The sequence below is a fragment of the Vibrio sp. dhg genome (genome assembly GCF_003443775.1).
Lineage (GTDB): Bacteria > Pseudomonadota > Gammaproteobacteria > Enterobacterales > Vibrionaceae > Vibrio > Vibrio natriegens.
In genome coordinates, this window is record NZ_CP028944.1 from 1,094,462 (window position 1) to 1,121,440 (window position 26,979).

The 26,979-nt window shown below is 46.9% G+C and carries 26 protein-coding genes, 1 rRNA gene and 1 riboswitch; of the genes, 17 read left to right on the forward strand and 10 right to left on the reverse strand.

Translation table 11 applies throughout. The features are described from left to right. Positions 1–55: 55 nt before the first annotated feature. Positions 56–1,608: ribosomal RNA gene (locus tag DBX26_RS20645) — 16S ribosomal RNA — on the reverse strand. 470 nt (positions 1,609–2,078) lie between these two features. Next, positions 2,079–2,603, reverse strand: coding sequence for a DUF3087 domain-containing protein (locus DBX26_RS20655; protein WP_118120766.1), 525 nt, complete (start codon positions 2,601–2,603; stop codon positions 2,079–2,081). A gap of 148 nt (positions 2,604–2,751) precedes the next feature. On the opposite strand from DBX26_RS20655, the gene trmY reads away from it, so the two are divergent. After that, positions 2,752–3,351, forward strand: coding sequence for a tRNA (pseudouridine(54)-N(1))-methyltransferase TrmY (gene trmY / locus DBX26_RS20660; protein WP_118120767.1), 600 nt, complete (start codon positions 2,752–2,754; stop codon positions 3,349–3,351). A gap of 96 nt (positions 3,352–3,447) precedes the next feature. Here the strand turns inward: trmY and DBX26_RS20665 are convergent, their stop codons facing one another. Then, a complete protein-coding gene (locus DBX26_RS20665) occupies positions 3,448–4,791 on the reverse strand; it encodes a TldD/PmbA family protein (RefSeq protein WP_118120768.1) in 1,344 nt (447 codons plus the stop codon). Further along, a complete protein-coding gene (locus DBX26_RS20670; protein ID WP_014233509.1) occupies positions 4,791–6,176 on the reverse strand; it encodes a TldD/PmbA family protein in 1,386 nt (461 codons plus the stop codon). The genes DBX26_RS20665 and DBX26_RS20670 overlap by 1 nt, the downstream gene beginning before the upstream one ends. A gap of 295 nt (positions 6,177–6,471) precedes the next feature. Then, a riboswitch (TPP riboswitch) is annotated at positions 6,472–6,579 on the forward strand. A 98-nt stretch (positions 6,580–6,677) separates the two neighbouring features. On the opposite strand from DBX26_RS20670, the gene thiD reads away from it, so the two are divergent. The 8 genes from thiD to DBX26_RS20710 all read left to right on the forward strand — a co-directional run bounded on the left by thiD (position 6,678) and on the right by DBX26_RS20710 (position 13,099). Then, on the forward strand, positions 6,678–7,535 hold the full coding sequence (gene thiD / locus DBX26_RS20675) for a bifunctional hydroxymethylpyrimidine kinase/phosphomethylpyrimidine kinase (protein WP_118120769.1): 858 nt from the start codon (positions 6,678–6,680) through the stop codon (positions 7,533–7,535). After that, a complete protein-coding gene (locus DBX26_RS20680) occupies positions 7,525–8,283 on the forward strand; it encodes an ABC transporter ATP-binding protein (protein WP_118120770.1) in 759 nt (252 codons plus the stop codon). The genes thiD and DBX26_RS20680 overlap by 11 nt, the downstream gene beginning before the upstream one ends. Further along, positions 8,276–9,076 carry an ABC transporter permease gene (locus tag DBX26_RS20685; protein WP_020335112.1) on the forward strand — a complete coding sequence of 267 codons (801 nt, stop codon included), beginning with the start codon at positions 8,276–8,278 and terminating at the stop codon, positions 9,074–9,076. The genes DBX26_RS20680 and DBX26_RS20685 overlap by 8 nt, the downstream gene beginning before the upstream one ends. 37 nt (positions 9,077–9,113) lie before the next feature. After that, positions 9,114–10,064, forward strand: coding sequence for an ABC transporter substrate-binding protein (locus DBX26_RS20690; RefSeq protein WP_118120771.1), 951 nt, complete (start codon positions 9,114–9,116; stop codon positions 10,062–10,064). Between the two features lie 18 nt (positions 10,065–10,082). After that, the gene (gene tenA, locus DBX26_RS20695; protein WP_014233504.1) at positions 10,083–10,751 is read left to right on the forward strand and encodes a thiaminase II; all 669 of its coding nucleotides are present in this window, start codon (positions 10,083–10,085) and stop codon (positions 10,749–10,751) included. A 12-nt stretch (positions 10,752–10,763) separates the two neighbouring features. Continuing rightward, positions 10,764–11,561, forward strand: coding sequence for a hydroxyethylthiazole kinase (gene thiM, locus DBX26_RS20700; RefSeq protein ID WP_118120772.1), 798 nt, complete (start codon positions 10,764–10,766; stop codon positions 11,559–11,561). A 59-nt stretch (positions 11,562–11,620) separates the two neighbouring features. After that, complete coding sequence (thiE, locus tag DBX26_RS20705) at positions 11,621–12,235, forward strand: thiamine phosphate synthase (RefSeq protein WP_065303216.1); 615 nt, start codon at positions 11,621–11,623, stop codon at positions 12,233–12,235. A 138-nt stretch (positions 12,236–12,373) separates the two neighbouring features. Next, positions 12,374–13,099 carry a phosphatase PAP2 family protein gene (locus DBX26_RS20710; protein WP_118120773.1) on the forward strand — a complete coding sequence of 242 codons (726 nt, stop codon included), beginning with the start codon at positions 12,374–12,376 and terminating at the stop codon, positions 13,097–13,099. A gap of 70 nt (positions 13,100–13,169) precedes the next feature. On the opposite strand, the gene DBX26_RS20715 is transcribed toward DBX26_RS20710, so the two are convergent. Further along, complete coding sequence (locus DBX26_RS20715; RefSeq protein ID WP_118120774.1) at positions 13,170–15,617, reverse strand: molybdopterin guanine dinucleotide-containing S/N-oxide reductase; 2,448 nt, start codon at positions 15,615–15,617, stop codon at positions 13,170–13,172. A gap of 22 nt (positions 15,618–15,639) precedes the next feature. Beyond that, a complete protein-coding gene (locus DBX26_RS20720) occupies positions 15,640–16,734 on the reverse strand; it encodes a NapC/NirT family cytochrome c (protein WP_118121242.1) in 1,095 nt (364 codons plus the stop codon). Between the two features lie 269 nt (positions 16,735–17,003). Here DBX26_RS20720 and DBX26_RS20725 point away from each other — a divergent pair, with 269 nt between their 5' ends. Then, on the forward strand, positions 17,004–17,519 hold the full coding sequence (locus DBX26_RS20725; RefSeq protein ID WP_118121243.1) for a GNAT family N-acetyltransferase: 516 nt from the start codon (positions 17,004–17,006) through the stop codon (positions 17,517–17,519). Between the two features lie 35 nt (positions 17,520–17,554). Continuing rightward, on the forward strand, positions 17,555–18,025 hold the full coding sequence (locus tag DBX26_RS20730; protein WP_118120775.1) for an HAD family hydrolase: 471 nt from the start codon (positions 17,555–17,557) through the stop codon (positions 18,023–18,025). A gap of 76 nt (positions 18,026–18,101) precedes the next feature. Here DBX26_RS20730 and DBX26_RS20735 read toward each other — a convergent pair whose 3' ends face one another. The 3 genes from DBX26_RS20735 to DBX26_RS20745 form a co-directional block, all read right to left on the reverse strand. Beyond that, positions 18,102–19,232 carry a glycerate kinase gene (locus DBX26_RS20735; protein ID WP_118120776.1) on the reverse strand — a complete coding sequence of 377 codons (1,131 nt, stop codon included), beginning with the start codon at positions 19,230–19,232 and terminating at the stop codon, positions 18,102–18,104. 16 nt (positions 19,233–19,248) lie between these two features. Beyond that, positions 19,249–20,598 (reverse strand): GntP family permease, encoded by a 1,350-nt coding sequence (locus DBX26_RS20740; protein ID WP_014233495.1) that lies wholly within the window; start codon positions 20,596–20,598, stop codon positions 19,249–19,251. A gap of 162 nt (positions 20,599–20,760) precedes the next feature. Next, positions 20,761–21,903: a sugar diacid recognition domain-containing protein gene (locus DBX26_RS20745; protein ID WP_118120777.1), complete on the reverse strand. Its 1,143-nt coding sequence runs from the start codon at positions 21,901–21,903 to the stop codon at positions 20,761–20,763. Positions 21,904–22,141: 238 nt separating this feature from the next. On the opposite strand from DBX26_RS20745, the gene DBX26_RS20750 reads away from it, so the two are divergent. Then, the gene (locus DBX26_RS20750; RefSeq protein WP_014233493.1) at positions 22,142–22,315 is read left to right on the forward strand and encodes a hypothetical protein; all 174 of its coding nucleotides are present in this window, start codon (positions 22,142–22,144) and stop codon (positions 22,313–22,315) included. Positions 22,316–22,385: 70 nt separating this feature from the next. Here the strand turns inward: DBX26_RS20750 and DBX26_RS20755 are convergent, their stop codons facing one another. Then, complete coding sequence (locus DBX26_RS20755) at positions 22,386–22,748, reverse strand: hypothetical protein (protein ID WP_118120778.1); 363 nt, start codon at positions 22,746–22,748, stop codon at positions 22,386–22,388. A 310-nt stretch (positions 22,749–23,058) separates the two neighbouring features. On the opposite strand from DBX26_RS20755, the gene DBX26_RS20760 reads away from it, so the two are divergent. From DBX26_RS20760 to DBX26_RS20780, 5 genes are all read left to right on the forward strand, one after another. Further along, positions 23,059–24,906: a M3 family metallopeptidase gene (locus DBX26_RS20760; protein WP_118120779.1), complete on the forward strand. Its 1,848-nt coding sequence runs from the start codon at positions 23,059–23,061 to the stop codon at positions 24,904–24,906. A 68-nt stretch (positions 24,907–24,974) separates the two neighbouring features. Further along, positions 24,975–25,511 (forward strand): DUF924 family protein, encoded by a 537-nt coding sequence (locus tag DBX26_RS20765; protein WP_118120780.1) that lies wholly within the window; start codon positions 24,975–24,977, stop codon positions 25,509–25,511. 25 nt (positions 25,512–25,536) lie between these two features. Continuing rightward, positions 25,537–25,866 carry a DUF4144 family protein gene (locus DBX26_RS20770; RefSeq protein WP_020335099.1) on the forward strand — a complete coding sequence of 110 codons (330 nt, stop codon included), beginning with the start codon at positions 25,537–25,539 and terminating at the stop codon, positions 25,864–25,866. 126 nt (positions 25,867–25,992) lie between these two features. After that, on the forward strand, positions 25,993–26,418 hold the full coding sequence (locus DBX26_RS20775; protein ID WP_014233488.1) for a VOC family protein: 426 nt from the start codon (positions 25,993–25,995) through the stop codon (positions 26,416–26,418). A gap of 40 nt (positions 26,419–26,458) precedes the next feature. Then, entirely contained in the window at positions 26,459–26,974 is a 516-nt protein-coding gene (locus DBX26_RS20780; protein WP_014233487.1) for a macro domain-containing protein, read from the forward strand. Positions 26,975–26,979: the final 5 nt, after the last annotated feature.

Genomic DNA, 26,979 nt, shown 5'->3' on the forward strand with positions numbered 1-26,979 from the left:
AAACTTCATAAACCGTATCAATCTGTGTGGACACTCATCGTGAGTAATCATCGTATAAGGAGGTGATCCAGCGCCAGGTTCCCCTAGCGCTACCTTGTTACGACTTCACCCCAGTCATGAACCACAAAGTGGTAAGCGTCCCCCCGAAGGTTAAACTACCTACTTCTTTTGCAGCCCACTCCCATGGTGTGACGGGCGGTGTGTACAAGGCCCGGGAACGTATTCACCGTGGCATTCTGATCCACGATTACTAGCGATTCCGACTTCATGGAGTCGAGTTGCAGACTCCAATCCGGACTACGACGCACTTTTTGGGATTCGCTCACTTTCGCAAGTTGGCCGCCCTCTGTATGCGCCATTGTAGCACGTGTGTAGCCCTACTCGTAAGGGCCATGATGACTTGACGTCGTCCCCACCTTCCTCCGGTTTATCACCGGCAGTCTCCCTGGAGTTCCCGACATTACTCGCTGGCAAACAAGGATAAGGGTTGCGCTCGTTGCGGGACTTAACCCAACATTTCACAACACGAGCTGACGACAGCCATGCAGCACCTGTCTCAGAGTTCCCGAAGGCACCAATTCATCTCTGAAAAGTTCTCTGGATGTCAAGAGTAGGTAAGGTTCTTCGCGTTGCATCGAATTAAACCACATGCTCCACCGCTTGTGCGGGCCCCCGTCAATTCATTTGAGTTTTAATCTTGCGACCGTACTCCCCAGGCGGTCTACTTAACGCGTTAGCTCCGAAAGCCACGGCTCAAGGCCACAACCTCCAAGTAGACATCGTTTACGGCGTGGACTACCAGGGTATCTAATCCTGTTTGCTCCCCACGCTTTCGCATCTGAGTGTCAGTATCTGTCCAGGGGGCCGCCTTCGCCACCGGTATTCCTTCAGATCTCTACGCATTTCACCGCTACACCTGAAATTCTACCCCCCTCTACAGTACTCTAGTCTGCCAGTTTCAAATGCTATTCCGAGGTTGAGCCCCGGGCTTTCACATCTGACTTAACAAACCACCTGCATGCGCTTTACGCCCAGTAATTCCGATTAACGCTCGCACCCTCCGTATTACCGCGGCTGCTGGCACGGAGTTAGCCGGTGCTTCTTCTGTCGCTAACGTCAAATCTATACGCTATTAACGCATAAACCTTCCTCACGACTGAAAGTGCTTTACAACCCGAAGGCCTTCTTCACACACGCGGCATGGCTGCATCAGGCTTGCGCCCATTGTGCAATATTCCCCACTGCTGCCTCCCGTAGGAGTCTGGACCGTGTCTCAGTTCCAGTGTGGCTGATCATCCTCTCAGACCAGCTAGGGATCGTCGCCTTGGTGAGCCCTTACCTCACCAACTAGCTAATCCCACCTAGGCATATCCTGACGCGAGAGGCCCGAAGGTCCCCCTCTTTGGCCCGTAGGCATCATGCGGTATTAGCCATCGTTTCCAATGGTTATCCCCCACATCAGGGCAATTTCCTAGGCATTACTCACCCGTCCGCCGCTCGACGCCGTTAACGTCCCCCGAAGGTTCAGTTAACTCGTTTCCGCTCGACTTGCATGTGTTAGGCCTGCCGCCAGCGTTCAATCTGAGCCATGATCAAACTCTTCAATTTAAGATTTTGTCGGCTCAATGAATACTGAACATTACATAAAGTAATGTTTGAATTGACTGTGCTGAATCCGAAGATTCAATGGTCACTTCGTTTCATTGAAACCTAATTTGAAACCGAAGTTTCTAATTGGATTATCATCAACGAGTGCCCACACAGATTGATAGGTCTATATTGTTAAAGAGCTTGCTTTGCGAGAAGTTTTTCTCTCAAAGCGGAGGCGTATTCTAATGAACTAATTCTTGGTGTCAAACACTTTTTAAATTAATTTTTAGAAGCTTTTAATTCGCCTTGTTGCCAACTGCTTTTGCGTTTCCGCTTTGCCCTGACAACGGAGGCGCATTATAGGGAGATGATTTTTCTTGGCAACCCTTTTTGAAGAAAAAATTCAAAAAAAAGCGCTGAGTGATGAAATCTCACTCAAACGCTTATTTTTAGCACTCATTTGTTAATACCAGGTAGCAAATAGGCAATCAGAATGTATCCAACCAAGACTCTTCAAAGCTTGTAATATCAAGTAAAAGCGATTTGCTCACTTCGATCTCTTCTATGGTTTCTAATTCTTTAGTTACGCTACTCATGGTGAGCGTGTTGTTGTCTAACTCGAATACTTGTCTTTGCGTGGTGTAGTAGAACTTGAGAATGGTCAGCGCTTTCAAATCATCCGAACTTGCAGCAGCTTTGATATTTTTTAGCTTACGGTAAATCTTGTTGTGTATTTGCTTAAGCTTCCAAACGTACAGAACTTCTCGCATGTAAGGGTGAGTTTTAAATTGGTTTAACAAAGAGAGGGACGTCGCGAGAGACAGAAGTACGCCAATCAAATTCCAATGAAAGTTACCTGTAGATTGTTCCGGTTGAATATTGGTATTGCCAAAAAGACTAATGAGTAGCGTACTGAAGGCTAATGAAGAGACAGCAAGCAATACAACAAAGCCGCCAATCACCAGGTTTACTTTCTTTTTATAGACTTCTTTATTGATTTTTTTAATTTCCATATACCACTCCTAAAGGGTTACCCCTATTGTAGCGGCGAGAATCGGCACCACAATCGTAGCTTTGTAAGTAAGTTCATAATTCTCGCATCAAAGCGTCGTCTGGGTATATACTCCGCGCATTCACTCTTCATATATAGAGGCTAAATTCATGCGCTCTTTTGTTTTACGAGCTCGTGCTGCACCAACCACCAGCAAAGCACTACTCGAAGGTGTCGGTCAGGAAGCACATACCGAGATCCTTGCTCACACTATGATGAATACTATGTTTGTTGCACAGTCACATCGTGAAGACGTAGTTGTGTACCTGGTTCTTGAGAGCACCAAAGATTACTCCCGCACGATTACGATTCGATCGAATGATATTACTAATATTGGTGGATTCCACGAGTCGACGTTGATCGCTGCTGTAGCTCGCGCTTTGGATGCATCGGTTGGTATGGGCAAAGAGCAGCTGCGTGACGTTGAGCCAGGTATTACGGTTCGTACTATTAGTTTCGAGCGTTTGGTTCAAGAACTGGCTGAGGACCATCAGCTATATATGTTGGATAAGAAAGGCGATTTCGTTCGTGATGCAGAAATTGGGGCAAACCCTTGTTTCTTGCTAACTGATCACATTCCAATGCCGAAGAAGTCATTCAACAGTTTGAAACGCCTTGGGACAGAAAAGATCAGCCTTGGTCCTAAGATGCTGTTTGCTTCTCAGTGCGTGGTGTTGATCCACAATGAATTGGATATTCGAGACTTCTAGTTCTTCGCTTACGAATAGTGTCACTGACAGATGGTTAAAGAACGAAAGAGGACTCCATGGAGTCCTCTTTTTGTTTCTCAATTTCTGGTGGTGGCTTTATTTACCACCAATGCTCAAACGTGCAAAACGCACATCTGGTGCAAAGAAAGTTCGGCTGTCATTGATTAGCTGAGTATCTCCAACCGCGTCCACTTCTTGCAGCATTTTGTAGAAGTTACCCGCAACAGTAATACCACGTACAGGCTGAACTCGTTGACCATCTCGGCATAAGAACCCGCTAGCACCAAACGAGAAATCACCGCTGACAGCATCTGCGCCAGAATGAACACCCTGAAGTTCTACAAGTTCAAGGTACTCGCCCGCTTTAACTTCCGCAACACTGCTCTTGCCCGTAGCAATCACTTTGTGGTTAGCAGCAACATCTAGGCTTGATTTCGCTCCTCGAGCAGCACTCGCGGTTGAAACGGCACCTAAGTAGCTTGCAGTGTGACTGTTGTGCAATAACGTATTGAGCTGACCATTCTCAATTAACACGTTGTCCTGCGTTGCAAAGCCTTCACTATCGAAACCACAAATCGCCATACCATTTGCCATATATGCGGTGTCAGTCAGGGTGATCAATTCACTTGCAACGCTTTGACCAAGCTTGTTACCCAATGGTGTAATCCCTTTCACTGCGCTTACACCAGAGAAAGCACTGCCGAATGCCCCGAACAAACTGCTCAGCGCATCGATATGGAAGATAGCTGGATAGTTGCCAGTTTTAACGGGACCGCCATCAAGCAAGTCACGGGCTAAGTTGTAACCCTCTTCAATACAGAAAGCCGAGTTCAACTCGTCGAAACGACGCCCTACCGACATCTTACCCGCCATCGACTGCTTACCGTCTTTTTCAAAAAGCGTGTAGGCGTAACAGTTGAAAGAGCGCTCGAAGTGCTGACACAGAGTACCTTGCGTATTAGCAATGATCAGTTGAGTTTCACCATCGCTATAGCCGTTGTATGGCGAGCTTGAAGCATGAGGTAAGCTGACCACACCTTGCTCAAGCGCAAGAGAAAGCTCGATTTTTTCATCAACAGACGTGGTGTCTTCCTGCGCAATTTCCGCAACATCCGTCGTGATCTGGCTGTCTACACAGCTGATCGTTTGATGTTCATCTTGCTTGGAGAAGCGAGCACTCTGCAACGCATTAGTCAGCATCAAATCTAGGCTTGGCTGTTCTAATGACTCAGAATAACTGGTCGCTACTCGTGCGTCTTTTACCACTCGAACACCGAGTACCTGGCTCGAGCTTACTTTGTATTCATCCAGCTTGCCTTGGTTCGCTTTCAAAGAGAAGCTGCTGTTGCGGTTAACAATCACATCCGCTTCTGCGCCTTGGCGTTTAGCTTCTGACAGGACGTAATCAACGGCATTAAGAAGTTGTTGTTCTTGGCTCATTAGTTACCACCTCCTACCAGAATATTGTCGACTTTCAGCGAAGGCTGACCGACGGTTGTTGGTACAGCACCACTCACAGAACCACACATACCCGGAGCAAGTGCCATATCCTTGCCCACCATGCTGATTTCTTTCAGAACTTTAGGGCCAGTACTGATCAGCGTTGCCGCTTTGAGTGGTTTAGTGATTTTGCCGTTTTCGATCAGATAAGCTTCACGTACTGCAAAGTTGAACTCGCCCGTACCTGGCTGAACAGAGCCGCCGCCCATTTTCTTGGCGTAAATACCACGCTCAACACCTGCCAGCATATCGTCCAGTGAATGCTCACCTTCTTCAATAAAGGTATTACGCATACGAGAAGTTGGAGCGAACTTGTAGTTTTGGCGACGGCCTGAACCGGTTGGCTCATAACCCGTTTTCATGCCGCCCATTTTGTCGACCATAAAACTGGTTAACTTACCGTCTTTGATAAGTTGAGTGCGCTGAGTAGGCAACCCTTCGTCATCGACATGAATTGAGCCCCATTCGTTGGTCATGGTGCCATCATCGACTGCGTTCACGGCCGTGTGAGCAATCATTTCGCCCATCTTGTCATGGAATACGGATGCTTTCTTCGCGACCGATGTTGTTTCAAGCAAGTGACCACAGGCTTCGTGGAAGATAACACCACCAAAACCATTGCCGATAACCACTGGCATTTCACCTGATGGACAGGCATCCGCTCCAAGCTTAACCAAAGCTTGCTGAGCGATAGTCTGACCCAGTTCCTTGGCATCTAACTGCTCACTGAACTCCCAGCCAGCCAGTGCACCAGGACCTTCCATACCAGAAGATTGCTCATTGCCTTTTTGAGCAACGGTGTTACCTGCGACGCGAATGTAATGACGCGTATCATCAACGTGTAAACCTTCCGAGTTGAAGATAGATACCTGCTGCTCTCGCTGTAACACACTACCAATAAACTGGCTGATGTATTCACTTTCCGCTCGTGCCGCTTGGTCAACTTTTAAAAGGAACGCGATTTTAGAATCCAGATTGGCGTCTTTACTCAGAGGCAAACGGCATCCGTGCTGAACTGGGTAGCGATTCAAATTAAGAGAACCCGCAGATGCGATTTGCTCACGTTTGTCTTTCGCAGCCAGCAACGAGGTGACGCGTTTGAGTTCTGCTTCGTCTGTGCTGTTGGTGTACCCATAAAGCACTTTGTGACCGAAGAAGAGGCGAATACCGATACCAAAATCAATACCGGAATTGACCTTATCCACCTCACCAGATGCTATCTGGACGGTGTTAGTTTGATGATGTTCAACGAATAGCTCAGCGAAATCAGCTCCTAGAAAAAGAGCGTGATCGATCACTGACTTCGCTGTTACAGAATTAAGCATGAAGTCTCCTTGCTTGATGATCGTCTTAGCCTTCCTAAATAACTTACTGTTAATTGAGTAAAGTTAAATTGGCAACACGTTAAATTTTAACAGTTTATTAACCTTGTTTTGTGCTAATCCTTGCTAAGTGAGACCACGATTGTTTATTAAATATTCCAGTTTCTGCACATAAACCAGAGCGTTGCACTGGTCAATTCCGCGCTACAAAACATATAAAGGCTACTCTATCACTCACAACACACAAATGAACACTTAAAAAACGTATCCCTCAAGTAAGTGTCCTGCTATCATCAAAACGAAATAGTCGGGGGGCCACGTATTACGCGTTGGCTGAGATCGAAATTCGAGACCCGTTGAACCTGATTCAGTTAGCACTGACGTAGGGAACTATGAGCACTTTGCCTTTCGCCTAACATACTAGGCACGCTGCAGCGGTTACGAAAATCGATCTGCCTACCGTGGTCAAAGTCAGTTCCTATACGTCTTGTAATAGGAGCGACCATGACGCAGCAATCACAGCCTAATTCCCACAAGACGCCATCTGCAACAACCCCAATCGTTTTGACGATCGCTGGATCAGATAGCGGTGGCGGCGCTGGTATTCAGGCAGACATTAAAGCCATGTCTGCAACGGGCAGTTTTGCATGCTCTGTCATTACTGCAATTACCTCGCAAAATACTCAAGGCGTCTCAGCCATTTTTCCTATTCCACTTGAGCACGTTGAAAGCCAACTCGATGCGGTATTCACTGACCTTAATATCGTGGCCGTTAAAGTCGGCATGCTGGCCGATGCCAACATCATCAAAGTGGTGGCTAACAAAATTAAACAATACCAACCGAAACATCTGGTCATTGACCCGGTAATGGTCGCCACCAGCGGTGATTTATTGCTGGAGCACTCTGCGATAAGCACGTTAAAAGAAAAACTCATCCCTCTCGCAGACATCATCACCCCTAATCTTCCTGAGGGCGCAGCGTTAACCGGAAAAGCAGCACCGCAATCCGAAGCTGAAATGAATGAGATGATTGCGGATCTCCGTGAACTCGGCGCAAAAGCAGTCTTGTTGAAAGGCGGTCACTTGGAGAAAGGTGAAAACAGTAGTGACCTACTGATCATGCAAGACTCTTCAGAACTCATTAGCGCGAAGCGCTTCCCAACCAAGAATACGCACGGTACGGGATGTACGCTTTCTTCTGCTATTGCGTCTTACCTTGGACAAGGCAATAACCTACACAAAGCCGTGCACTTAGGTAAACAGTACATCTCTCAAGCGATCGCCCATGCCGATGAGCTGGAAGTCGGTAAAGGTCACGGCCCGGTTCACCACTTCTTCGCAGGCCACACATATGTGCGCTAACGCGATTGGTATTCAGTTTAGTCACGCTAGTCTGCAATACAACGACAGCCAGGCACCCACTCTGGCAGGAGTGAACATGACCATTCCAGCAGGTCAGTGGACGGTTTTACTGGGGCGAAGCGGCTGCGGTAAAACCACCATTTTGCGCTATCTCGCCGGCTTACTTGATGAACAGGTGAAATGGCAAGGTGAACTGACGACCACTGACGGAATAGCTTTACATGAGCGTATCGCTTACATGGCTCAACAGGACTTGTTGCTACCGTGGCTCAATGTGCTGGATAACGTGTGTCTGAGTTCTCGCTTTTCTCACGCCAACTCAAATTCCGCAGGAGAGAAACAGCGCGCTATTCAATTGCTCGAACAAGTTGGATTAGCTGACGACGCCTACGCTAAGCCAACGCAACTTTCCGGAGGTATGCGCCAGCGTGTTGCTCTTGCTCGTACACTGATGCAGGACAAACCTCTGGTCTTGATGGACGAGCCTTTCTCTGCACTCGATGCCGTTACTCGTCATAAGCTGCAAACCTTATCGGCCACGCTGCTCAAAGGAAAAACGGTCGTGCTGATTACTCACGATCCGCAAGAAGCCGTTCGTCTTGCCAATCAATTGTATGTACTGCAAGGCACGCCTGCACAAGCTAAACATCTGCTGGTGCCAGATACGATGCCTCCTCGCGTGCTTGATGGCGAATGTGCCGCCTTGCAACAAGCGATCTTGGATCAGCTGGAGAAAGATTATGAGTGATATGACTCAATACAACTCCGTCTCAGAACGTATCAGCAAAAAAGAACGAGTCACCCACCCAGCTCTGCGCTTGGTGATCAGCACTGCGGTCATTTTAGGCCTGTGGCAACTGATTGTCGTGGCGTTCAATATGCCCAGCTTCATTTTGCCTGCGCCTGTTGATGTGCTGAATAGATTGATCTCCCGCTATGACGTGTTACTCGCACACACCTGGGTCACCGCACAGGAAATCCTGCTTGGTCTTGGACTCGGCTTGTCGATGGGTTTGCTGTTTGCGCTGCAAATGTTGCTGTTCGAACCACTAAAACGCTGGCTGCTACCGATTCTGATTGCTAGCCAGGCGATTCCGGTATTTGCCATTGCACCCGTTCTGATGCTTTGGCTTGGCTACGGCATCGCATCAAAAGTCGTGATGGCAGCGATCATCATCTTTTTCCCTGTTACGACTTGTTGTTACGACGGTTTACGCAATACCCCAACCGGATACCTGGATTTGGCGAAAACGATGGGCGCTTCGAAATGGCAACTTCTGCGTCACATTCAGTTGCCCGCGGCACTGCCAACATTGGCTTCAGGCATTCGTGTCGCAGTCGTTATCGCCCCGATTGGTGCGGTCGTCGGCGAGTGGGTCGGTTCAAGTGAAGGCTTGGGTTATCTGATGTTACAAGCCAACGCACGCATGATCATCGACGAGATGTTTGCCGCACTGTTTATCCTCGCCGTGCTGTCCATCGCACTCTACTTCATCACTGACAAATTATTGAAAAAAGCCATCCCTTGGGAAAGCAAATAGATAAAACAAATAGAGATCACCAAAAGGAAGATTACCCGTGAATAAAAACAAACTTATTAGCGCTGCAACTCTGCTTGCTTCAATTGTTTCAACTAACGCACTGGCGGCCGAAAAAGAGCTGACTTTGATGTTGGATTGGTTCGTGAATCCGAACCACGGCCCTATCGTTATTGCGAAAGAGCGTGGTTACTTTAAAGAGCAAGGCTTGAAGATCAACATTCAAGAACCTGCCGACCCAAGCACGCCACCTAAACTGGTTGCCGCAGGCAAAGTGGATATGGCGATTTCATACCAACCAAGTCTGACGATTGATGTTGCCGCAGGCCTGCCGCTTATCCGCTCTGCTACGTTAATCGCAACACCACTGAATACCATGATGGTGCTGGACAACGGTAAAAATGACAGCCTTGCCGACCTAAAAGGCAAGAAGATCGGTATTGCTATCGCGGGTAATGAAGAAGCAACCATCGGCACAATGTTGGCACAAGAGAATGTGAAGTTTTCTGACGTACAAATCATCAACGTTGGCTGGGCGCTATCTTCCTCTCTGGCATCAGGTAAAGTGGATGCAATTTGGGGTGGACTACGTAACTTCGAAACTAACCAGCTTGCGTTAGAGGGTTACCAAGCTAAAGCCTTCTTCCCGGAAGAACACGGCGTGCCAGCATATGACGAACTTGTGTTTGTCGCGAATGCAAATACATACGACAAAGAGGCCATCAAAGCCTTCAACAAAGCGCTTGAGCAAGCCACTACTTACATCGTGAACCATCCAAAAAAATCTTGGAAAGAGTTTGTTGCTTACTCCCCAGACACGCTGAACAATGAACTGAACCAACGCGCCTGGAATGACACTTTGACTCGTTTCGCGCTTCGCCCATCCGCAGTTGATCTAAAACGCTACGACGATTACGCCGAGTTCATGTACTCACAAAAGATCATCGAAACACTACCAAAAGCAAAAGATTACGTGCCTAGCTTTGACTAATTCTGAGGTTATCCCATTATGAAATACCAAGATTTGATCGACGCTTGCCGTCAAGACTGGCAGGAATACACCGAGCACCTTTTCGTTCAGCAACTGGCGAACGGTACGCTTGCTCAACCTTGTTTTCTGCATTATTTGAAACAGGACTTTTTATTTCTCAAGCAATACGCGCGCGCTTACGCATTAGCGATTTATAAAGCACGTACTTTGTATGACATGCGTCGTGCACTGCCGAGCGTTCATGCGTTGTTGGATTCAGAAATCGCTCATCATGTGACTTACTGTGGTCAATGGGGTTTAACTGAATCCGATCTGGAAAACGAACCGGAAGATTTCGGCACCGTCGCCTACACACGCTATGTGCTAGATGCAGGTATGACGGGTGATTTGGTTGACCTGTATGCGGCATTAGCGCCTTGCTCTATCGGCTACGCGGTTATTGGCAAAATGTTGATGGAAGATGAAAACACCATCATTGAAGGTAACCCGTACGCTAGCTGGATCACCCTCTATGGCGGTGAAGAATTCCAGTCAGGTGTTGCGGAGGGCGCAGCGCACTTTAACGAGCTATTGGCTGAAATCGATATCAATAGCCAGCGCGGCCAGAACCTGATTCAGGTATTCAAAACGGCAACGCGTATGGAAGTCGCTTTCTGGCAACAAGGCTTGAATGCTCAGCAAGATTAATTGGAGACGCCCATGTTAATTGAAAATATCACTCAAGCATTAACCGCTGTACGTCAACAAAAGCCGTTGGTTGTGAATATCACTAACTACGTTGTAATGAACAACACGGCGAACGCTCTGCTGGCAATTGGTGCCTCTCCAATCATGGCGCACTCCAAACAAGAGATGGCAGAAATGATGTCATTTGCTGGCGCGCTGGTGATCAACATTGGCACGCTAGACAGCGAGTGGACACCGCGTATGATCTTTGCGGTAGAACAAGCCAATGCCAATGGTAAGGTCGTCATCCTTGATCCTGTAGGCTGCGGCGCAAGCACACTGCGAACAGAAACATCTCGTCAGATAGCGCGTCTTGCAGACAAACTTATCATTCGTGGTAACGCGTCAGAAATCATTGCTCTGGCTGGTGAACAAGCTCAGAGCAAAGGGGTCGATTCTCTGGATAGCAGCGATGCAGCATTAGGCGCTGCGCAGTTCCTCGTTGCAGAGTATGGCGCAAACGTGGTGATTTCTGGCGAGACGGATTACATCGTGACGAAATCGCAGACCGTAACACTCGGCAATGGCCACGAAATGATGCCATACGTAACGGGAATGGGTTGTACGTTATCTGCACTCACTGGCGCATTTGCCGCGGTGGGTGATGAAACCGGTTTGGCCGCCGCTGCCGTACTTGGTGTGGCGGGTGAAATCGCCGCCGAACAAGCGCGCGGTCCGGGCAGCTTACAATTAACCTTGCTTGACGAGTTGTATCAGCTTGATGAACAAACACTGGCAAAACGACTCAAGATTACCGTCATTCAAGACTAACAACTTAACATCGATGCCTCCGGCTCATAACGAAGAGTTGGAGGCATAAAGGAAACGAAATGAACGCCTATCGTTTGTATTTGGTCACCGATGACCAACAAGATCTTGCCACGCTCAAGCATGTGGTCAGTAAAGCAGTGGAAGGTGGCGTGACCATGGTACAAGTTCGTGAGAAACATGGTGACGTACGTGCTTTCATCGAACGGGCTCAAGCGGTAAAAGATATCCTCAAAAATACTAACGTACCTTTAATAATCAATGACCGAGTTGATGTTGCACTTGCAGTCGATGCTGACGGCGTGCACCTCGGTCAATCGGACATGCCTGCTCATATCGCACGCGAACTGATTGGTCCAAATAAAATCCTCGGTTTATCCATTGAGGATGAGCAACAACTCGCGGAAGTCGACACCCTACCCATCGATTACATAGGCTTAAGTGCCATCTATGCGACACCGACCAAAACCAACACCCAAAAACACTGGGGTATAGATGGTTTAAAAATGGCACTCAATACTACATCTCTGCCGATCGTCGCGATTGGCGGCATTAACGAATCGACTATCCCAGCGCTAAGCGCAACGGGTGTACACGGTTTGGCTCTGGTATCGGCTATCTGTCACGCCGACGACCCTAAACTGGCTTGCGAGTACTTACTTAGCCTAATGGCCTGATATACCAAGAACAAATGAGCTAATGAGTTTCTTCAAACCATTTTCACTCTACTTTTGCGATTTGACACATCTTTGATAAGTTTTTCACGCCCAGTGGCGTAAGATAACTGTCTATATTCCCGGTTGTAAAAGTTCTTAATGAAAACAAAAAAATACGGATTGATGATGCTCGCCTTGTTTGTTCTTGGCATCATCCCATTGTCACTCTCCTCTTCATATCAGAATCTCTCCTCTCCAGTATCGGACGGACTCGGTATCACCTTCACTTTATTGACAGACTCCGCTGGCAGTAAGGGGTTTCTTATCACTCTGATCTTGTTGATTCTGTCTCTCTATCGATTTAAACCCAGCTATAAAGAGTGGATGCAGAAGCTGTCTATGCTTGGCTTACTGTTAGTGATTGGTTTTGTCTGTAAAGCAGGCTTAAAACTGATGACAGAAAGCCCACGCCCATATACCGAACTTTTGGCTGCCGAACAGCTTATAGACACACCAGAGTCTTTTTATCAGCTAACAACAGAACAACAATCGAGCGCGATTGAACACGTCTCAAACCAAGTCAGCGATTGGCGAACCCGCCATTGGCAGGGAGAAAAAGACTACTCTTTTCCTTCCGGACACACGATTTTCGTCGCAATTTGTCTGGCATTCTTTGGTGGCTTAATGCTGCAACAGCAATGTTACTTTTCCGCTTTTGCTCTTTGGTTTTGGGGAGTCAGTGTCGCGTACAGCCGTTTGTGGTTAGGCATGCATCGCCCTGAAGATTTGATAGGTTCAGCGGTATTTGTCGCCGTGATATTTACACTTCTGCCCACATTTCAGGTCACTAAAAAGATGCCGTTTGTTGCTTTGGTGCCGCGCTAATACGAACAAATTTTAGATAAAAAAGAAGCCAGCGAATTGCTGGCATCTTGCTTTTAAATGCTACTTATTGCTACCCATTTTTAGGTGGTTCAAACGCGGTGAGTTCTAACTCAGGGCCGGTATATTTTTCGATACGAACCAGTGCCGAGTTTGCCGCGCAGCCATTGCCGAGTCTGGAGGTCGGAATATCCAGTGTCAGCACATTACAGCCACCGTTCTTACAAATCCCGGTTTTTGGATCCAGATCTGGCCAGCCACCTTCGTGAATACATACCGAACCTTGCTTGATGCGATCCGTCACTTCTGCGCCGACTAACACCTGACCTCGGCCATTAAAAGCACGCACAAGATCACCCGTTTTTATGCCGCGGGATTTCGCATCTTCAGGGTGAATCCAAATCGGTTCACGGTTCGCAATCGCGTACTCTTCGCGGATTTTCGCGTAGTTAAACTGACTGTGAAGACGATGGGCTGCGTGTGCTGTCATTAACTGCAACTCACCATCTTGCGCATTACCCGTATATTCTGTTGGTTCGAACCAAGCAGGGTGCGGCAAACAATCTTCTAGCTGATAGCCTTCAATCGTCTTCGAGTAGATTTCAATTTTGCCACTTGGCGTACCAAGAGGGTTCAAAACAGGATCTTCGCGGAAGTCAGCATAACGGACAAACTGAGCGTTTTTCTCGTTCCATTTCATCTCGATCAGCTGGTTATCTTCCCAGAATTTACTGAAGTTCGGCATTGCTACGCGAGAGCCACGACCACCTTGTTGCGCCACTTTGTAAAACCCGTACAGCCATTCCATTTCCGTTTTGCCTTCGGTGTAAACATCTCGTCCACCCGGAGCGATCATCTCCGCCATATCAGCAAAAACATCGAAGTCGTTGCGCGCTTCTCCCTGAGGCTCAACCACCTGCTTCATTGGAACCAAGTGCTGGTTACTGTAGTCACCCGTCATGGTCATATCGTTGCGTTCAAACGACGTGGTGATTGGCAGAACGATATCGGCATGCTTCGCAGCAGCTGTCCAGTAAGGTTCTGAAATCACGATCAGTTCAGGTTTTTGCCATGCTCTGATAAGACGATTGGTATCTTGGTGATGAGTAAAGTTCGCGCCACCAGCCCACCAAATCATTTTGATATCAGGGAACGTCAGCTCGTGACCATTGTGATGATAAGCTTTGCCTGGGTTTTCCAGCGCTTCCACAATTCGCGCCACAGGGAAACTTTGTACAGCCCCCGACACCGCCCAGTCATTACCCGCAGATGAACCGCCACCTAACGATGCTGAAATTGCAGGAAGTACACCCGCATCTCGGGCAGGGTTACCACCATTAGAGTAGTGGTACGAGAGACCGAAACCGCCGCCCGGCAAGCCAATCTGACCCAGCATAGAGGCCAGCGTAACCAGCATCCAGTGACGTTGCTCACCGTACTGTTGACGCTGCATGCCCCAGCCAGACATTAACATGGTGCGGTTTTTACTGAAGATATCGGCCAACAGCTCTAGCTGCTTAACAGGCACCCCACAGATACTTGACGCCCATCCGGCTGATTTCTCTACCCCATCTTCTTCGCCAAATAAGTACGCTTCGAATTTATCGTAACCCGTGGAGTACTTCTCGAGGAAAGCTTTGTCATGCTTACCTTGTTTGACTAAAGTGTGCGCAATACCCATCATCATCGCTACGTCAGTCATTGGATGCGGCGCGATCCACTCGGCATTATCACCAAAGAATTCGATGGTTTCAGAACGAATCGGGTCAATCGCAATCACCGTCTTGCCCGATTTTTTCAGTTGATGGAAAAACTCAAGACCCGCGCAATCAGTTGAGCTCCACGCAATCTTTAGGGTGTTGATTGGGTTTAAACCCCAAAGTACCACCACGTCACTGTGCTCAAGAACAACAGGGTAAGTGGTTTGTTGCTCATAGACTTCAATCGAACCGACAACGTGCGGCATGATGATCTGTGCGGCCCCCGTAGAGTAATCGCCTAGGTGACCAGAATAACCGCCCGCCATACTCATATAGCGCTGTAGCAGGGTCTGCGCTTTGTGCAGCACGCCGCTAGAACGCCAACCATACGAGCCAGCGAAAACAGAAGCTGGACCATAGGTTTTACGAATACGCATGTGTTGCTCATGGATCAGCTTGTAAGCCTCATCCCAGGACACGCGTTCAAATTCATCACTGCCTCGAAGGCCTTCGGGTGAGGATGGGTTTGCCAGGTAGCCTTTTCGCACCATTGGGTATTTAACACGAGCCTTAGTATGCACTTGGTCTGGCCCAGTGCTTTGCAGGCTGTTTGGTACCGTCTGAGGCAGCGCATTCGTTGTAGAAATCAGTTTGCCATCTTGCACTTCACACAGCATCGGGCCCATTCGGCCAGCCGTTAAGATACCTTTGCCACGTGCATCCGAGGAAGCAACCGACAACGGTGAAAATGAAGTGAATGCCATCGCACCGGCCGCCATACCAGTGCCTTTTAGAAATCCGCGGCGGGTCATATTAGTCATAATCTTTTCCTTCTACTTATCGTTAGTGACCAACCACATCTTTCGCGTGGTGCTGGAAGAACTTAGTCAGAATTTCTAGGTTTTCGGCGGTAATATCCGTGCGATCACCCATACTCTTCGCGACTGGTCCCCATGCGTTCACCGTGAAGTGATTTGAAGGAATCTTCGCATGACAAGTTGCACAGTAAACATTGTCCAACTCTTCTGCGTATGACCATACTGGCTCTAGCGTATCTACTACTGGAGAATCAATCGTGCCAGTTAGAGAAACAGAGCGCCATTCGTTACCGTATACATCAGCAGCAAACTCGCCACCTTCAAGCGCTTGCTGACCTTGCTCGGTCAGTGTGGCGACAATCGCACGTTGACCTTCACCCATGTAGAGCACTTGTTCAGCGCCTTTCATTTGGTAAGCGTTCAGTTTAACCGTGCGAGCATCACCTTCCGTACTGACAACGTCTAACTTCGTTGTTGGATTAATAGTACCCAACTCACCCATATCGATGGCTGTGACTGGGTAAACCACTTCTGCTCCCGGAGAAGTTTGAGTAGTAAAGCTCATGAGTGTTTCAAACGCTTTACTGTCGAGTTCGGCCTCTGGTGCGAAGTGAGCCACACCTTTGTGACAATCAATACAGGTCTGATTGTTTGCAATTCCGTACTCGTGCATTTTTACAGCATCACGTGATTGCTCAAACGGTTCCATCGCATCAAAGTCGTGACACGAACGACAGGTTGCAGAATCATTTTCGCGGAACTGCTCCCAAACCATTTCAGCCAATTCTTTCCGGTGCGCTTCGTATTTTTCAGGCGTATCTAATTTGCCTGTGATGAACTCGTGGTAAATATCCTTCGATGCACGAATTTTCGTAATCAAATAGTCGACAGGTTCATGAGGGATGTGACAGTCAGAACATTCTGCGCGAATGCCTTTTGCGTTACTAAAGTGAACAGACCCTTGATACTCTTTATAAGGTGTTTCCATGGTATGGCACGAGACACAAAACTCCGTAGATGAAGTGTAATGCATCACCGCAGCCGATCCCCCGAGGGTTAGCCAACCAACCCCTATCCCAACCGCTAATAACAAAATAATAGTTCGTTTTTTCATTGTAATAACTCGCAACACTTGCTCACAAATTGTAATTGTAGGTTGTAAACTAATACTTTGTGGGTAGGTGGCACATGATCCACGTCATACGCTACTGATTTCTGTATCTCAAGAATGAAATATCGCCACATTGATCCCATAAATAAAGTTTCAGCATTAATAATTTGAATAATTCGTCACTCACAAAATAAATGCCTTTTATAAATGCAACCAATTGAACAATGTATAAAAAAGGTGAGAAACTGTCTGTTGAGCCTCATGCAGATAGGAAGCGTATGTCGATTCAACTATCCACTCCCAGAACAATAATGACACCTATCGGAGAAAACGACTGGGCATTATTTCATCGTCTTCATACTGAAAGGGATATCATCTCTCTCTGTTTCGATGTACCCAACGAGGAACAGCTAAGAGAAAAGTTCGCATCGCGCTTATCAACCTGGACACCGAAGAGCAAACACTGGCTTTGCTTGGTGATAAAAGATTCCGTAACCGAACAACCGATAGGTATCACCGGGTTTGTTGTTCATAACGGTACCGCAGAAGTCGGCTATTTGCTTCTGCCAGAGTTTCATGGCAAGCAATTAGGTCCCGAAACTCTCGAAACCGTAATAAGCTGGGCACATACGCAACATCAGATCAGTGTATTTTCTGCCACGGTAACTGAGGGGAATATCGCCTCTGAACATGTGTTGGAAAAATGCGGCTTTGGCTTAGTGAAAGTCATCCCAGAGGCTTATGAAATAGGTGGTATTCGTTTCGTAGACAAAATCTACGCTCTGGAAATATAAGAACGTTAATAGAGTGAAAGAGGGAAAATTCAAACATGATTTATCTATTCGATTGGGGCAACACATTAATGGTCGACTTCCCTCACGCAAAAGGGAAAATGTGTGACTGGAACACTGTCGAAGCGATCCCTCAGGCCAAAGAGGTTTTGGCAGCGCTCTCGCAAAATCATCAGATTTACATCGCGACCAGTGCGTCAGATTCAGTAATGGAAGATGTCCAGCGGGCGTTCCAGCGAGTTGATTTAGACCAGTACATCAACGGTTATTTTTGCTTTGCCAATGTCGGCATTAAAAAGAATCGTGCCGAATTTTACCAAGCGGTGGCGAAAATCCTGGGTGCTAAAGAAAAAGAGTTGACCATGATTGGTGACATACCGACCAAAGATATCTACCCAGCGATCGAAGCGGGATTAAATGCTATATGGTTTAACGCTGCTGGTGATCCCGCTCCGGGTCAACCCATTGAGCAGCAAATCCGCTGTTTGTCAGAGCTGGTTTCAGACTAAGCACCATCGTTCACCATATCAACAAAAAACTCCACATGACGTGGAGTTTTATCTTTTTGTCTCAGACAGAACTAAATCATTTCTTTGTCCATAACCGTGCGACGTTCTCGGCCAAATTAGCCACGTTAGTTTCCGCTTCTGTCATCGCATCCGCTAAACTCATGGCTCTTGGCACACAAGGAAATACCGCATCAATACCGCATTGATAAACGGCTTGATAGTTGTCGCCCACACAGCCAGCCAACGCTATTACTGGTAGGTTAAATTGCTTCGCCACTTTCGCGACCCCCATAGGAGTTTTCCCGTGAGCCGTTTGATGGTCAATTCTTCCTTCTCCGGTAAAAACAATATCAGCATCGGCAACATGATCCGCTAGTTTGACCGTCTCTAATACAATTTCAATGCCCGGTTGTAAACGGGCAGACGTATAACCTAGCAGTGCAGCCCCCATTCCACCTGCAGCACCTGCACCTTCTCGGGTGAGTACATGCTTACTTGTGACTTGTTCTGTCAACTCACCAAATTTACGCAATGCATTATCCAGCACAGAGATATCAGTGGTTGTCGCTCCTTTCTGTGGCCCAAAAGTTGCCGAAGCACCTTTTTCACCACAAAGAGGGTTATCCACGTCACATGCTACGAGTATTTCACATTGTGCTAAACGGACGTCGAGGCCTGACGTATCGATGGAAGCGAGATTAATTAAGCCACCACCGTTTGTGGCAATTGCATTCCCCGATTCATCAAGAAATTTAACGCCCAACGCAGTCAACATACCGACACCACCGTCATTGGTTGCACTCCCGCCCAAACCAATGATTAAACGTTGCATACCACGATCTAAAGCATGTTTAATCAACTGACCAGTACCAAAACTGCTGGTCAGTTTAGGATCACGATCTTCCGCAGGAACAAGATGCAAGCCACTGGCTTCTGCCATCTCAATCACGGCAGTTTCACCATCACCGAGAATGCCGTAAAACGCCTGAACCTCTTTATTTAAAGGGTCAAAAACAGTAGTGAATACTTGCTCACCTTGTGTTGCATCAATCAAGGACTGGACAGTACCTTCGCCACCATCGGCAACGGGGACCGTAACAAACTCGGCATCATGCCAAACACGAGCAAGACCTGCCTTTATCGCTTCGCTAACTTGCTTGGCGGTTAAGCTTTCTTTAAATGAATCAGGTGCAATTACCACTTTCATATCTATTTCCTGAGACTTATAAGAGAACGAGACTCAAAATGTATACCAACGCCATTGCAGTAACACCTTGAATTAGAGTTGCCATGGTTTGCGCTCGATACGCCAAACCGACTGACATTCGGCTAAACTGAGAAACAACCCAGAAGAAGCTATCGTTTGCATGTGAAACCGTCATCGCACCCGCACCAATTGCCATTACAGTCAGCACGCGGCCCATTTCTGAATCCAAACCAAGCTGCGTAAGCATTGGCGCTACCAAAGCAGAGGTAGTCACCAAAGCAACGGTTGAAGAACCTTGCGCTGACTTTAAAGCTGCGGCAACAATAAACGGCATAAAGATACCAACACCTAACGCTGATAATGTCGTACCAAGGTAATCACCAAGCGGCGTCGCTTTTAGCACTGCTCCAAATGCACCACCAGCACCAGTAATCAATAGAATAGGCGCTGCCGCCGTGATGCCTTGGCTAATGCGCTCACCAAACTCTTCAATCTTACGGTCCGATTTTAATAGGCGAACTGAAAGGAACAAGCCAATGACCAATGCCGTCAAAGGTTGACCTAGGAAAGTCAGTACATCAAACAGTATACCCTCACCTAACGGCAAGCTTGGGAATTTTGCAATGGAGCCAAAACAGATCAGTAAGATTGGAACAAAAATTGGAGCAAATGCCTGGCTTGCGGTCGGAAGTTTGCCGTAAGAGGCTTTCAGAGCTTTCCAATCATGTTGAATTTCTTCTGCTTCAAGGCCATCAGGCTCAACATGTTTGAATCGGTTTGCCCATAACATACCTGCTAACGCTGCGACCGCCGCTACAAAGATACCCACGCCAATAACCAAACCAAGGTTAGATTCCAAACCAAGGTTACCTGCTGCTGCAATAGGGCCCGGAGTTGGCGGTACAAAGGTGTGTGTCGCGTATAAACCTGTTGCTAGTGCCACACTCATCGCCACACTTGACGTTTTGAGTCGCTTGGCCAGTGACTCTTTCAAAGAGTTAAGAATAACGAAGCCAGAATCACAGAATACTGGCACAGAAACGATGTAACCGATAATACTCATCGTGAGGGTTGGAAAACGCTCACCCAGCACTTTAATCACAGTGTCCGCCATGGTTATCGCCGCGCCACTTTTTTCCAGGATAACACCGATGATGGTACCTAGGACGATAACTAAACCGATGTATCCAAGGATACCGCCAAAGCCAGAAGCGATGGTTTTAGCGATGCTATCGGCAGGTAAGCCATATGCAAACGCAGCAAGAAACGCCGCGATTATTAAAGCAAGGAAGGGATGTAACTTAAATTTGGTGGTGGTAAGCACGATAAACGCGATCACCCCGAGCAGGATTAATATAAGGTTCATGATAACTCCATTTATTTTTATTGTATCGAGCTGAGTCAAACGACTCGCTCACTCAATATGTAGGGACATTAGAATTATCAATTGATTGCGATCAGATTCCTTTAGGCCGAGTGACAAATGATCGGAATAGAAAATTGGCTGTTATTGGGCCAATGCACAATATTAGGTCATTTTTGAGAGCCGGGTCGCAATATATAGCTCAGCTAAACCCACAAAATCTGTAGTGGATAAACCGGTAATTTCCGTGATCTTATCCAAACGATACCTAAGTGTATTTCTATGAATAAACATAGCATTAGCGCACTCTTTCACGTTCCCGTCGCATTCGAATAATACATCCAGTGTTTTCAGTAACTGACCAGATTTATCTTTGCCCTTCAACAAGTTCACACTATCAATAATTTGTTCACCCTGCCAAATATCCGCCAAAGGAGCCAACAACACCGGCAAGCGTAAATCATTAAATAAGTATTTACGTCGCTCTGGGTAAAACTGCTTCCCAACGGCTAATACTTGCTTCGCACTTTGATACGATAACGCCACATCTTTGGGCTCGCTAAATACCTGACCAAGAGCAATATGAAAGGTATGTGAGTCATGGTCACTTAAGCGAGACATCAGTTTATCAATCCGTTCGCTTTCTATTTGGCTGTTCCACTGTTTGATACTTTGATACGGCTTAAGAACGACAATTTCGTTTACAGAGACAATGGCGACAAGGTTATTTCGTTCTGGATATTCCAACAGCTCAACAATATTTCGCACACTTTTCATGCTTTTAGAGGCTGATGAAGTCGAAACTTCAATTACCGTAGCGACTCTGGGCTGAGTAATATCAATCGACAGTCGCATTGCCCAATCTTTAAGCTCTTCGTCGGTTAAACTGCCCTTGATCCAAGACAGAATAAACTCCTCTCGATGACGCCTATCCCACTGAAACTTTTCGACCAATGCGGCTTGTTCAATGGTGAGCTCAGCCGTCATTTTAACCAAACTCGCAAAATCGCGGATGGTGTCTGGCTCTCCAGTAACACCTACCGTGCCCACCACTTCACCATGAAGTTTGAGCAGCATATTGATACCCGGTTTCACACCCTGCAAAGTAGAACATTGCTGTTGAGTTAATTCTAAGGATTCCCCGTGACTTATCGCAAGCACCGCCCCGTCATGCACCTGCCCAATTCGTTTGGCGTCACCGCTGCCTATAATGATGCCAGATGAGTTCATCACATTAACATTGTGACCAATAATAGACATGGTTCTGTCGACGATCTCCTGTGCGAGCACATGATCCAGAATCACCATAACGTTTCCTTCCTAAACAATGAACAATCCAATAAATCACAAACTGTCCAATATCACCATGACGTTAATACAAATTAGACGAGTAGCTCTTACCAGCGCTTTATTAGACTTATTAAAAATAGGGTTTTATACGTCATTATCACGTCTGGCATATATACTTAAACCAAAGGCACTTCGATGTACTTGGAGCAGCACGTTGAAGTCACTTGGCGAAAAACGGAAGTAAGGGAGAACAACCATGGAATTACACAATAAGGCCGGCGAAGTTGCAAAAATCGCTGACAACCTAACATTGAAAGAAATTACCGAAATGGGCTATACCGTTGACTTATGTGATGAAGCGTTTGACCCAGGTGAGCATTGGAAAGCAGAAGGTAAAACTCAAGGTATGGGGGAATACCCTGAAGAGTAATCCCACAGCCGATTGCGGTTCTTAACTCCTGCTGAATAACAGACACAAAACCGAGCGGCCTACGCTCGGTTTATTTTGTCACTTCTTCGATAAACATCGTCATCTCTTCGAGATAGTTACCATTGGCGCATCCCCAATCGGTCACCTCAATCAACTCCGTCATTAATTGTCTGGTTTCATCCGATTGCACAGACTGGATAAACGCATTGAACCGGTCACCATCAGCCTGATTGTGTAAACCATGTATTGCGTACTCCTGCAGCAAGTCATTGTAGACCGCCCAGCGCTGATCCTCTGACATATGGCTACTGAGAATAAGTGCACATTTCTCTTGGATACTATTCACTGAATCCTTTTGTGGCGATGTGACCGACGAGCACCCTGTCAACATCAAACCTAGTGTCAGTAACGTTGTAATTGTTTTCTTTATCATTTTAATTTTTATCGTTGCTGAAAGAGAATGCATAAACTATATATGCAAAAACTATCTGTGTATGGCTTTGATGCTAAATGCCGTGATCAACGACGAGACTGAGGCAAACAATCGCCTACGCTTTAACCAACCAGGTTTAATTTTCAGGCTCGCTTAGAAACAAACCAGCCACTAACCCATTAAAATGTAAACGAATAGTAAAACCACGTTTACGAACAGCAAAAGCAGTAAATAAAGTGCACACTCCGTTCTTGCTCCCAAGCGTGCCATAATCAACCGTCTACATAACGCAACCATTTGAAGGATCAAAATGACCGCAACGCATTACCTCAACGACCTCAATCAGCGCTACCTCGCGATTCACCGCACCAAGGAAGATTTCTTTTGGGAAACTTACATGGGGATCAGCGATGACCATGACGGTTCGACGCAAGCACAAACAGCATGGACAAGCTTTTTGAGCAACGCGGAACAAATTACCGCAATCAAACAACAGCTTGAAGCCGCTGACTCCATTTCTGACCCGCAAGAAAAGCAGCAAACCATCACGGGTTTGTCAGGCTGGCTGGCGATGTTTGAATCACATGCAATCGAAGGTGAAAAAGCGCAAGAATTAAAAAATCAATTGATTGCCTTTGAAGCCGAGCTTTTTGAAAAAAAACAGAACCATGTCCAAACGTTTACCGATGAAAATGGCAAACAAACCGAAGGTTCGCTTCCGGTATTGAGCTCGACCATTCGAACCAATAATCATGAAGAAGTGCGCCAATCTGCGCACCAGGCGCTGCTGAACCTCGAGCAATGGTTGCTGGAAAATGGCTTTATTGAGTTGATCAAACTGCGTAATCAATTCGCTCGTTCATTGGGTTATGCAACTTTCTTTGATTACTCAGTACAAAAAACCGAGAAGATGACCTCTGAGCAGCTGTTCGAGATTCTGGAAGATTTCGAACAGCGTACTCGAGATGCGCACCTGAATAGTTTAGAAAACCTAGCGAAAGAGAAAGGTCAAAATGCGCTGACAGGCTACAACTTTATCTATTCATTCGCAGGTGACGTCATGCGTGACCTAGACCCATACGTACCGTTCTCGAAATCTCTGCGACGCTGGGTAGAGTCGTTTGGCCGTCTGAACATTGATTACTCAGGCGCAACACTGACTCTGGATTTACTGGATCGCAAAGGTAAATACCCGAACGGATTCTGCCACGGCCCTATTCCTTCTTTTTACAACCAAGGTGAATGGGTTGCTGCGCAGGTCAACTTCACCAGTAATGCTAAACCAGACCAAGTAGGCAGCGGCTACGATGGCATTAATACGTTATTCCATGAAGGCGGCCACGCCGCGCACTTTGCCAACGTTAAAATGAATGCTCCTTGTTTTTCACAGGAGTTTGCACCGACGTCCATGGCGTATGCAGAAACACAATCAATGTTCTGTGACAGCCTGCTAACCGATGCAGACTGGCTAAAACAGTACGCACTGGATGATGAAGGTAACCCCGTTCCTGATGAGATCATTCAAGCGATGATCAACAGCCGTCAGCCATTCAAAGCCTACGAAGAGCGCAGTATCTTAGTTGTGCCATATTTTGAGCGCGCGCTGTATCAACTCAGCGATGAAGAGTTAACGCCAGAGCGCATCACCAAGCTTGCACGTGATTGTGAGAAGCAGATTCTTGGGTTGGAATGCAGCCCTCGCCCACTCATGGCCATTCCGCACCTGCTCTCTGACGAAGCCGCTTGTGCTTATCAAGGTTATCTGCTCGCACATATGGCGGTGTATCAGACCCGAGCTTACTTCCTGGATAAATTTGGTTACCTAACCGACAACCCAGAAATCGGTCCACTACTAGCGCAGCATTACTGGCATGCAGGCAACAATTTGTCGCACAACGAAACGATTGTTAGCCTGACAGGTGAAGGATTCAACGCCAAGTATCTTGCCGACGTATGTAATCTGTCACCAGAGCAAGCGTGGGAAGTGCAGCAGCAGAAAATCAACTCACTTACCACGCGTGAACGAGCTCCCGTAGCATCGCTGAACGCGACAATTAAAGTCGTCGACGGCAGTAAGGAACTCGCAAGCAATACCACATCCGACGAGCAAATGTGTGACGATTTTGAACGTTACATCGTAGAAACGTACGGTCGATAGTAAAAAGAGGAGCCAGAATCTGCGTTCTGGCTCTTTGCTACTGACACATGGTTACAAAAGGAAGCGCTATGCATCAGTCGATCATCAAGTTCTGGTTTGAAGAACTGCCCCCACAAAATTGGTTCGAAAATAATCCTGAACTGGATAAACTCATTGAATCTCGGTTTTCCTCAGTGCTAGAACAAGCGGCTCGCTGCGAATTGTTTACTTGGCGCGACAGTGCACAAGGTCGATTAGCCGAAATCATTGTACTCGACCAGTTCTCGCGTAATGTGTACCGCAATACGCCAAAAGCGTTTGCACAAGATCCACTCGCGCTCTCGTTAGCACAAGAGGCCATTCGACTTGGTCTGCATAAAGCGCTGAATCGCGATCAACGTAGTTTTTTGTACATGCCGTTTATGCATAGTGAATCTCGTGTCATCCATGTGGAAGCAGAAAAATTGTATAGAGCTCCGGGGCTTGAAAACAACTACGATTTTGAGCTAAAACACAAAGCCATCATCGACCAATTTGGGCGTTATCCACATCGTAATGCGATATTAGGAAGAACGAGTACACCAGAGGAAGTTGAGTTTTTGAAAACACCAAATTCTGGCTTTTAACGTCAGTAAACAACAAGGCAATAGAATGACGCTAAACACCGTAATGTGGCCGTGCTTATTGAAACTAGAGGGCGATGACGAACTCATCTATCTGCAATCCCACTCAGAGTTACAAACAGAGTGTCAGGCACTCATTTGGGGACAAGAAGATTACGTGATTGATTCAAACGGTCAAACTTTCGGCTTGCAGCATGATAATGCCAATCACATAACCCTGAACCCAAATAACAAAACCCTGTCTGTCGAGGAAGTCACTACGCTGATTCAATCTCATGAATTTAGTCAGGCTCAAAGATGCATCATTAAAATCCATTTCAGTAGTGTTCAGCAGGCCGTTTCTGCGTTAGCTGATTAATATTACAAACTCTTATATCAGACATAAGTTCCTAATCTTGATTTAAGTGCTGCTGGCCACTTTCACAGATGTCCAAGCACTCTTCAACCATATGCTATTCTCAATAGCAAACAGGAGGAGGAATACATGCCTAGTCAGAACCCCATCGAAATAAAAGCACTCGATCACATTGTTTTGCGAACAACTAATCTCAATGCCATGTTGTACTTTTATCGAGACATACTAGGTTGCCCGGTCGAAAGGGAACTCGCTGAATTGGGGTTAACTCAGCTCAGAGCCGGTACAGCATTGATTGATATCGTCACAGTAGAGAGTGAACTGGGCAAACTGGGCGGAAAACCTCCTGTCCAAAATGGTAGGAACGTCGATCACTTTTGTTTGCAACTTACGCCGTTTGAAGAAGCTGAACTCATCCAATATCTGAACACCCACGATATTCAGACTGAGGATTTTGCCGAGCGTTATGGCGCGCAAGGTTTTGGACGCTCGCTCTATATTAATGATCCCGAGGGGAATGTTGTCGAGCTCAAACCTCAGGTGATAATCGAGTAAGTTTCAGCTATCTCAACATGATTTCGATAAGGCAAACAGAATGAACGCTATCTCACTGATTAAGGGAGACATCACCACAGCAAAAGTCGATGCTATCGTTAATGCTGCTAATCCAAGCATGCTCGGTGGAGGAGGCGTCGATGGTGCGATTCACCATGTCGCTGGCCGCGAGCTGTATGTTGCTTGCTTAGCAGTGAAAGAAATCGATGGTATTCGCTGCCCTTTTGGCTACGCGCGCATTACTTCCGCTGGAAAGTTAGACGCACGTTACGTTATTCATGCAGTTGGGCCGATCTACGATAAATTTCACGACCCTCGAGCGGTGTTAGAGTCGGCCTATAAAAACGCACTCGATCTGGCGTTGGAAAGCGGCTGTAAAACTGTCGCGCTACCCGCCATCTCATGCGGGGTTTATGGTTATCCACCACATGAAGCTGCCGAAGTGGCACTCTCAGTCTGTCAGCGCCCGAAATACCACTCGCTGCAGATGCACTTTTACCTGTTTAGCGATGAGATGCTTAGAATTTGGCAACAAGCTCTCGCGGCCTATCAGTAAACCCA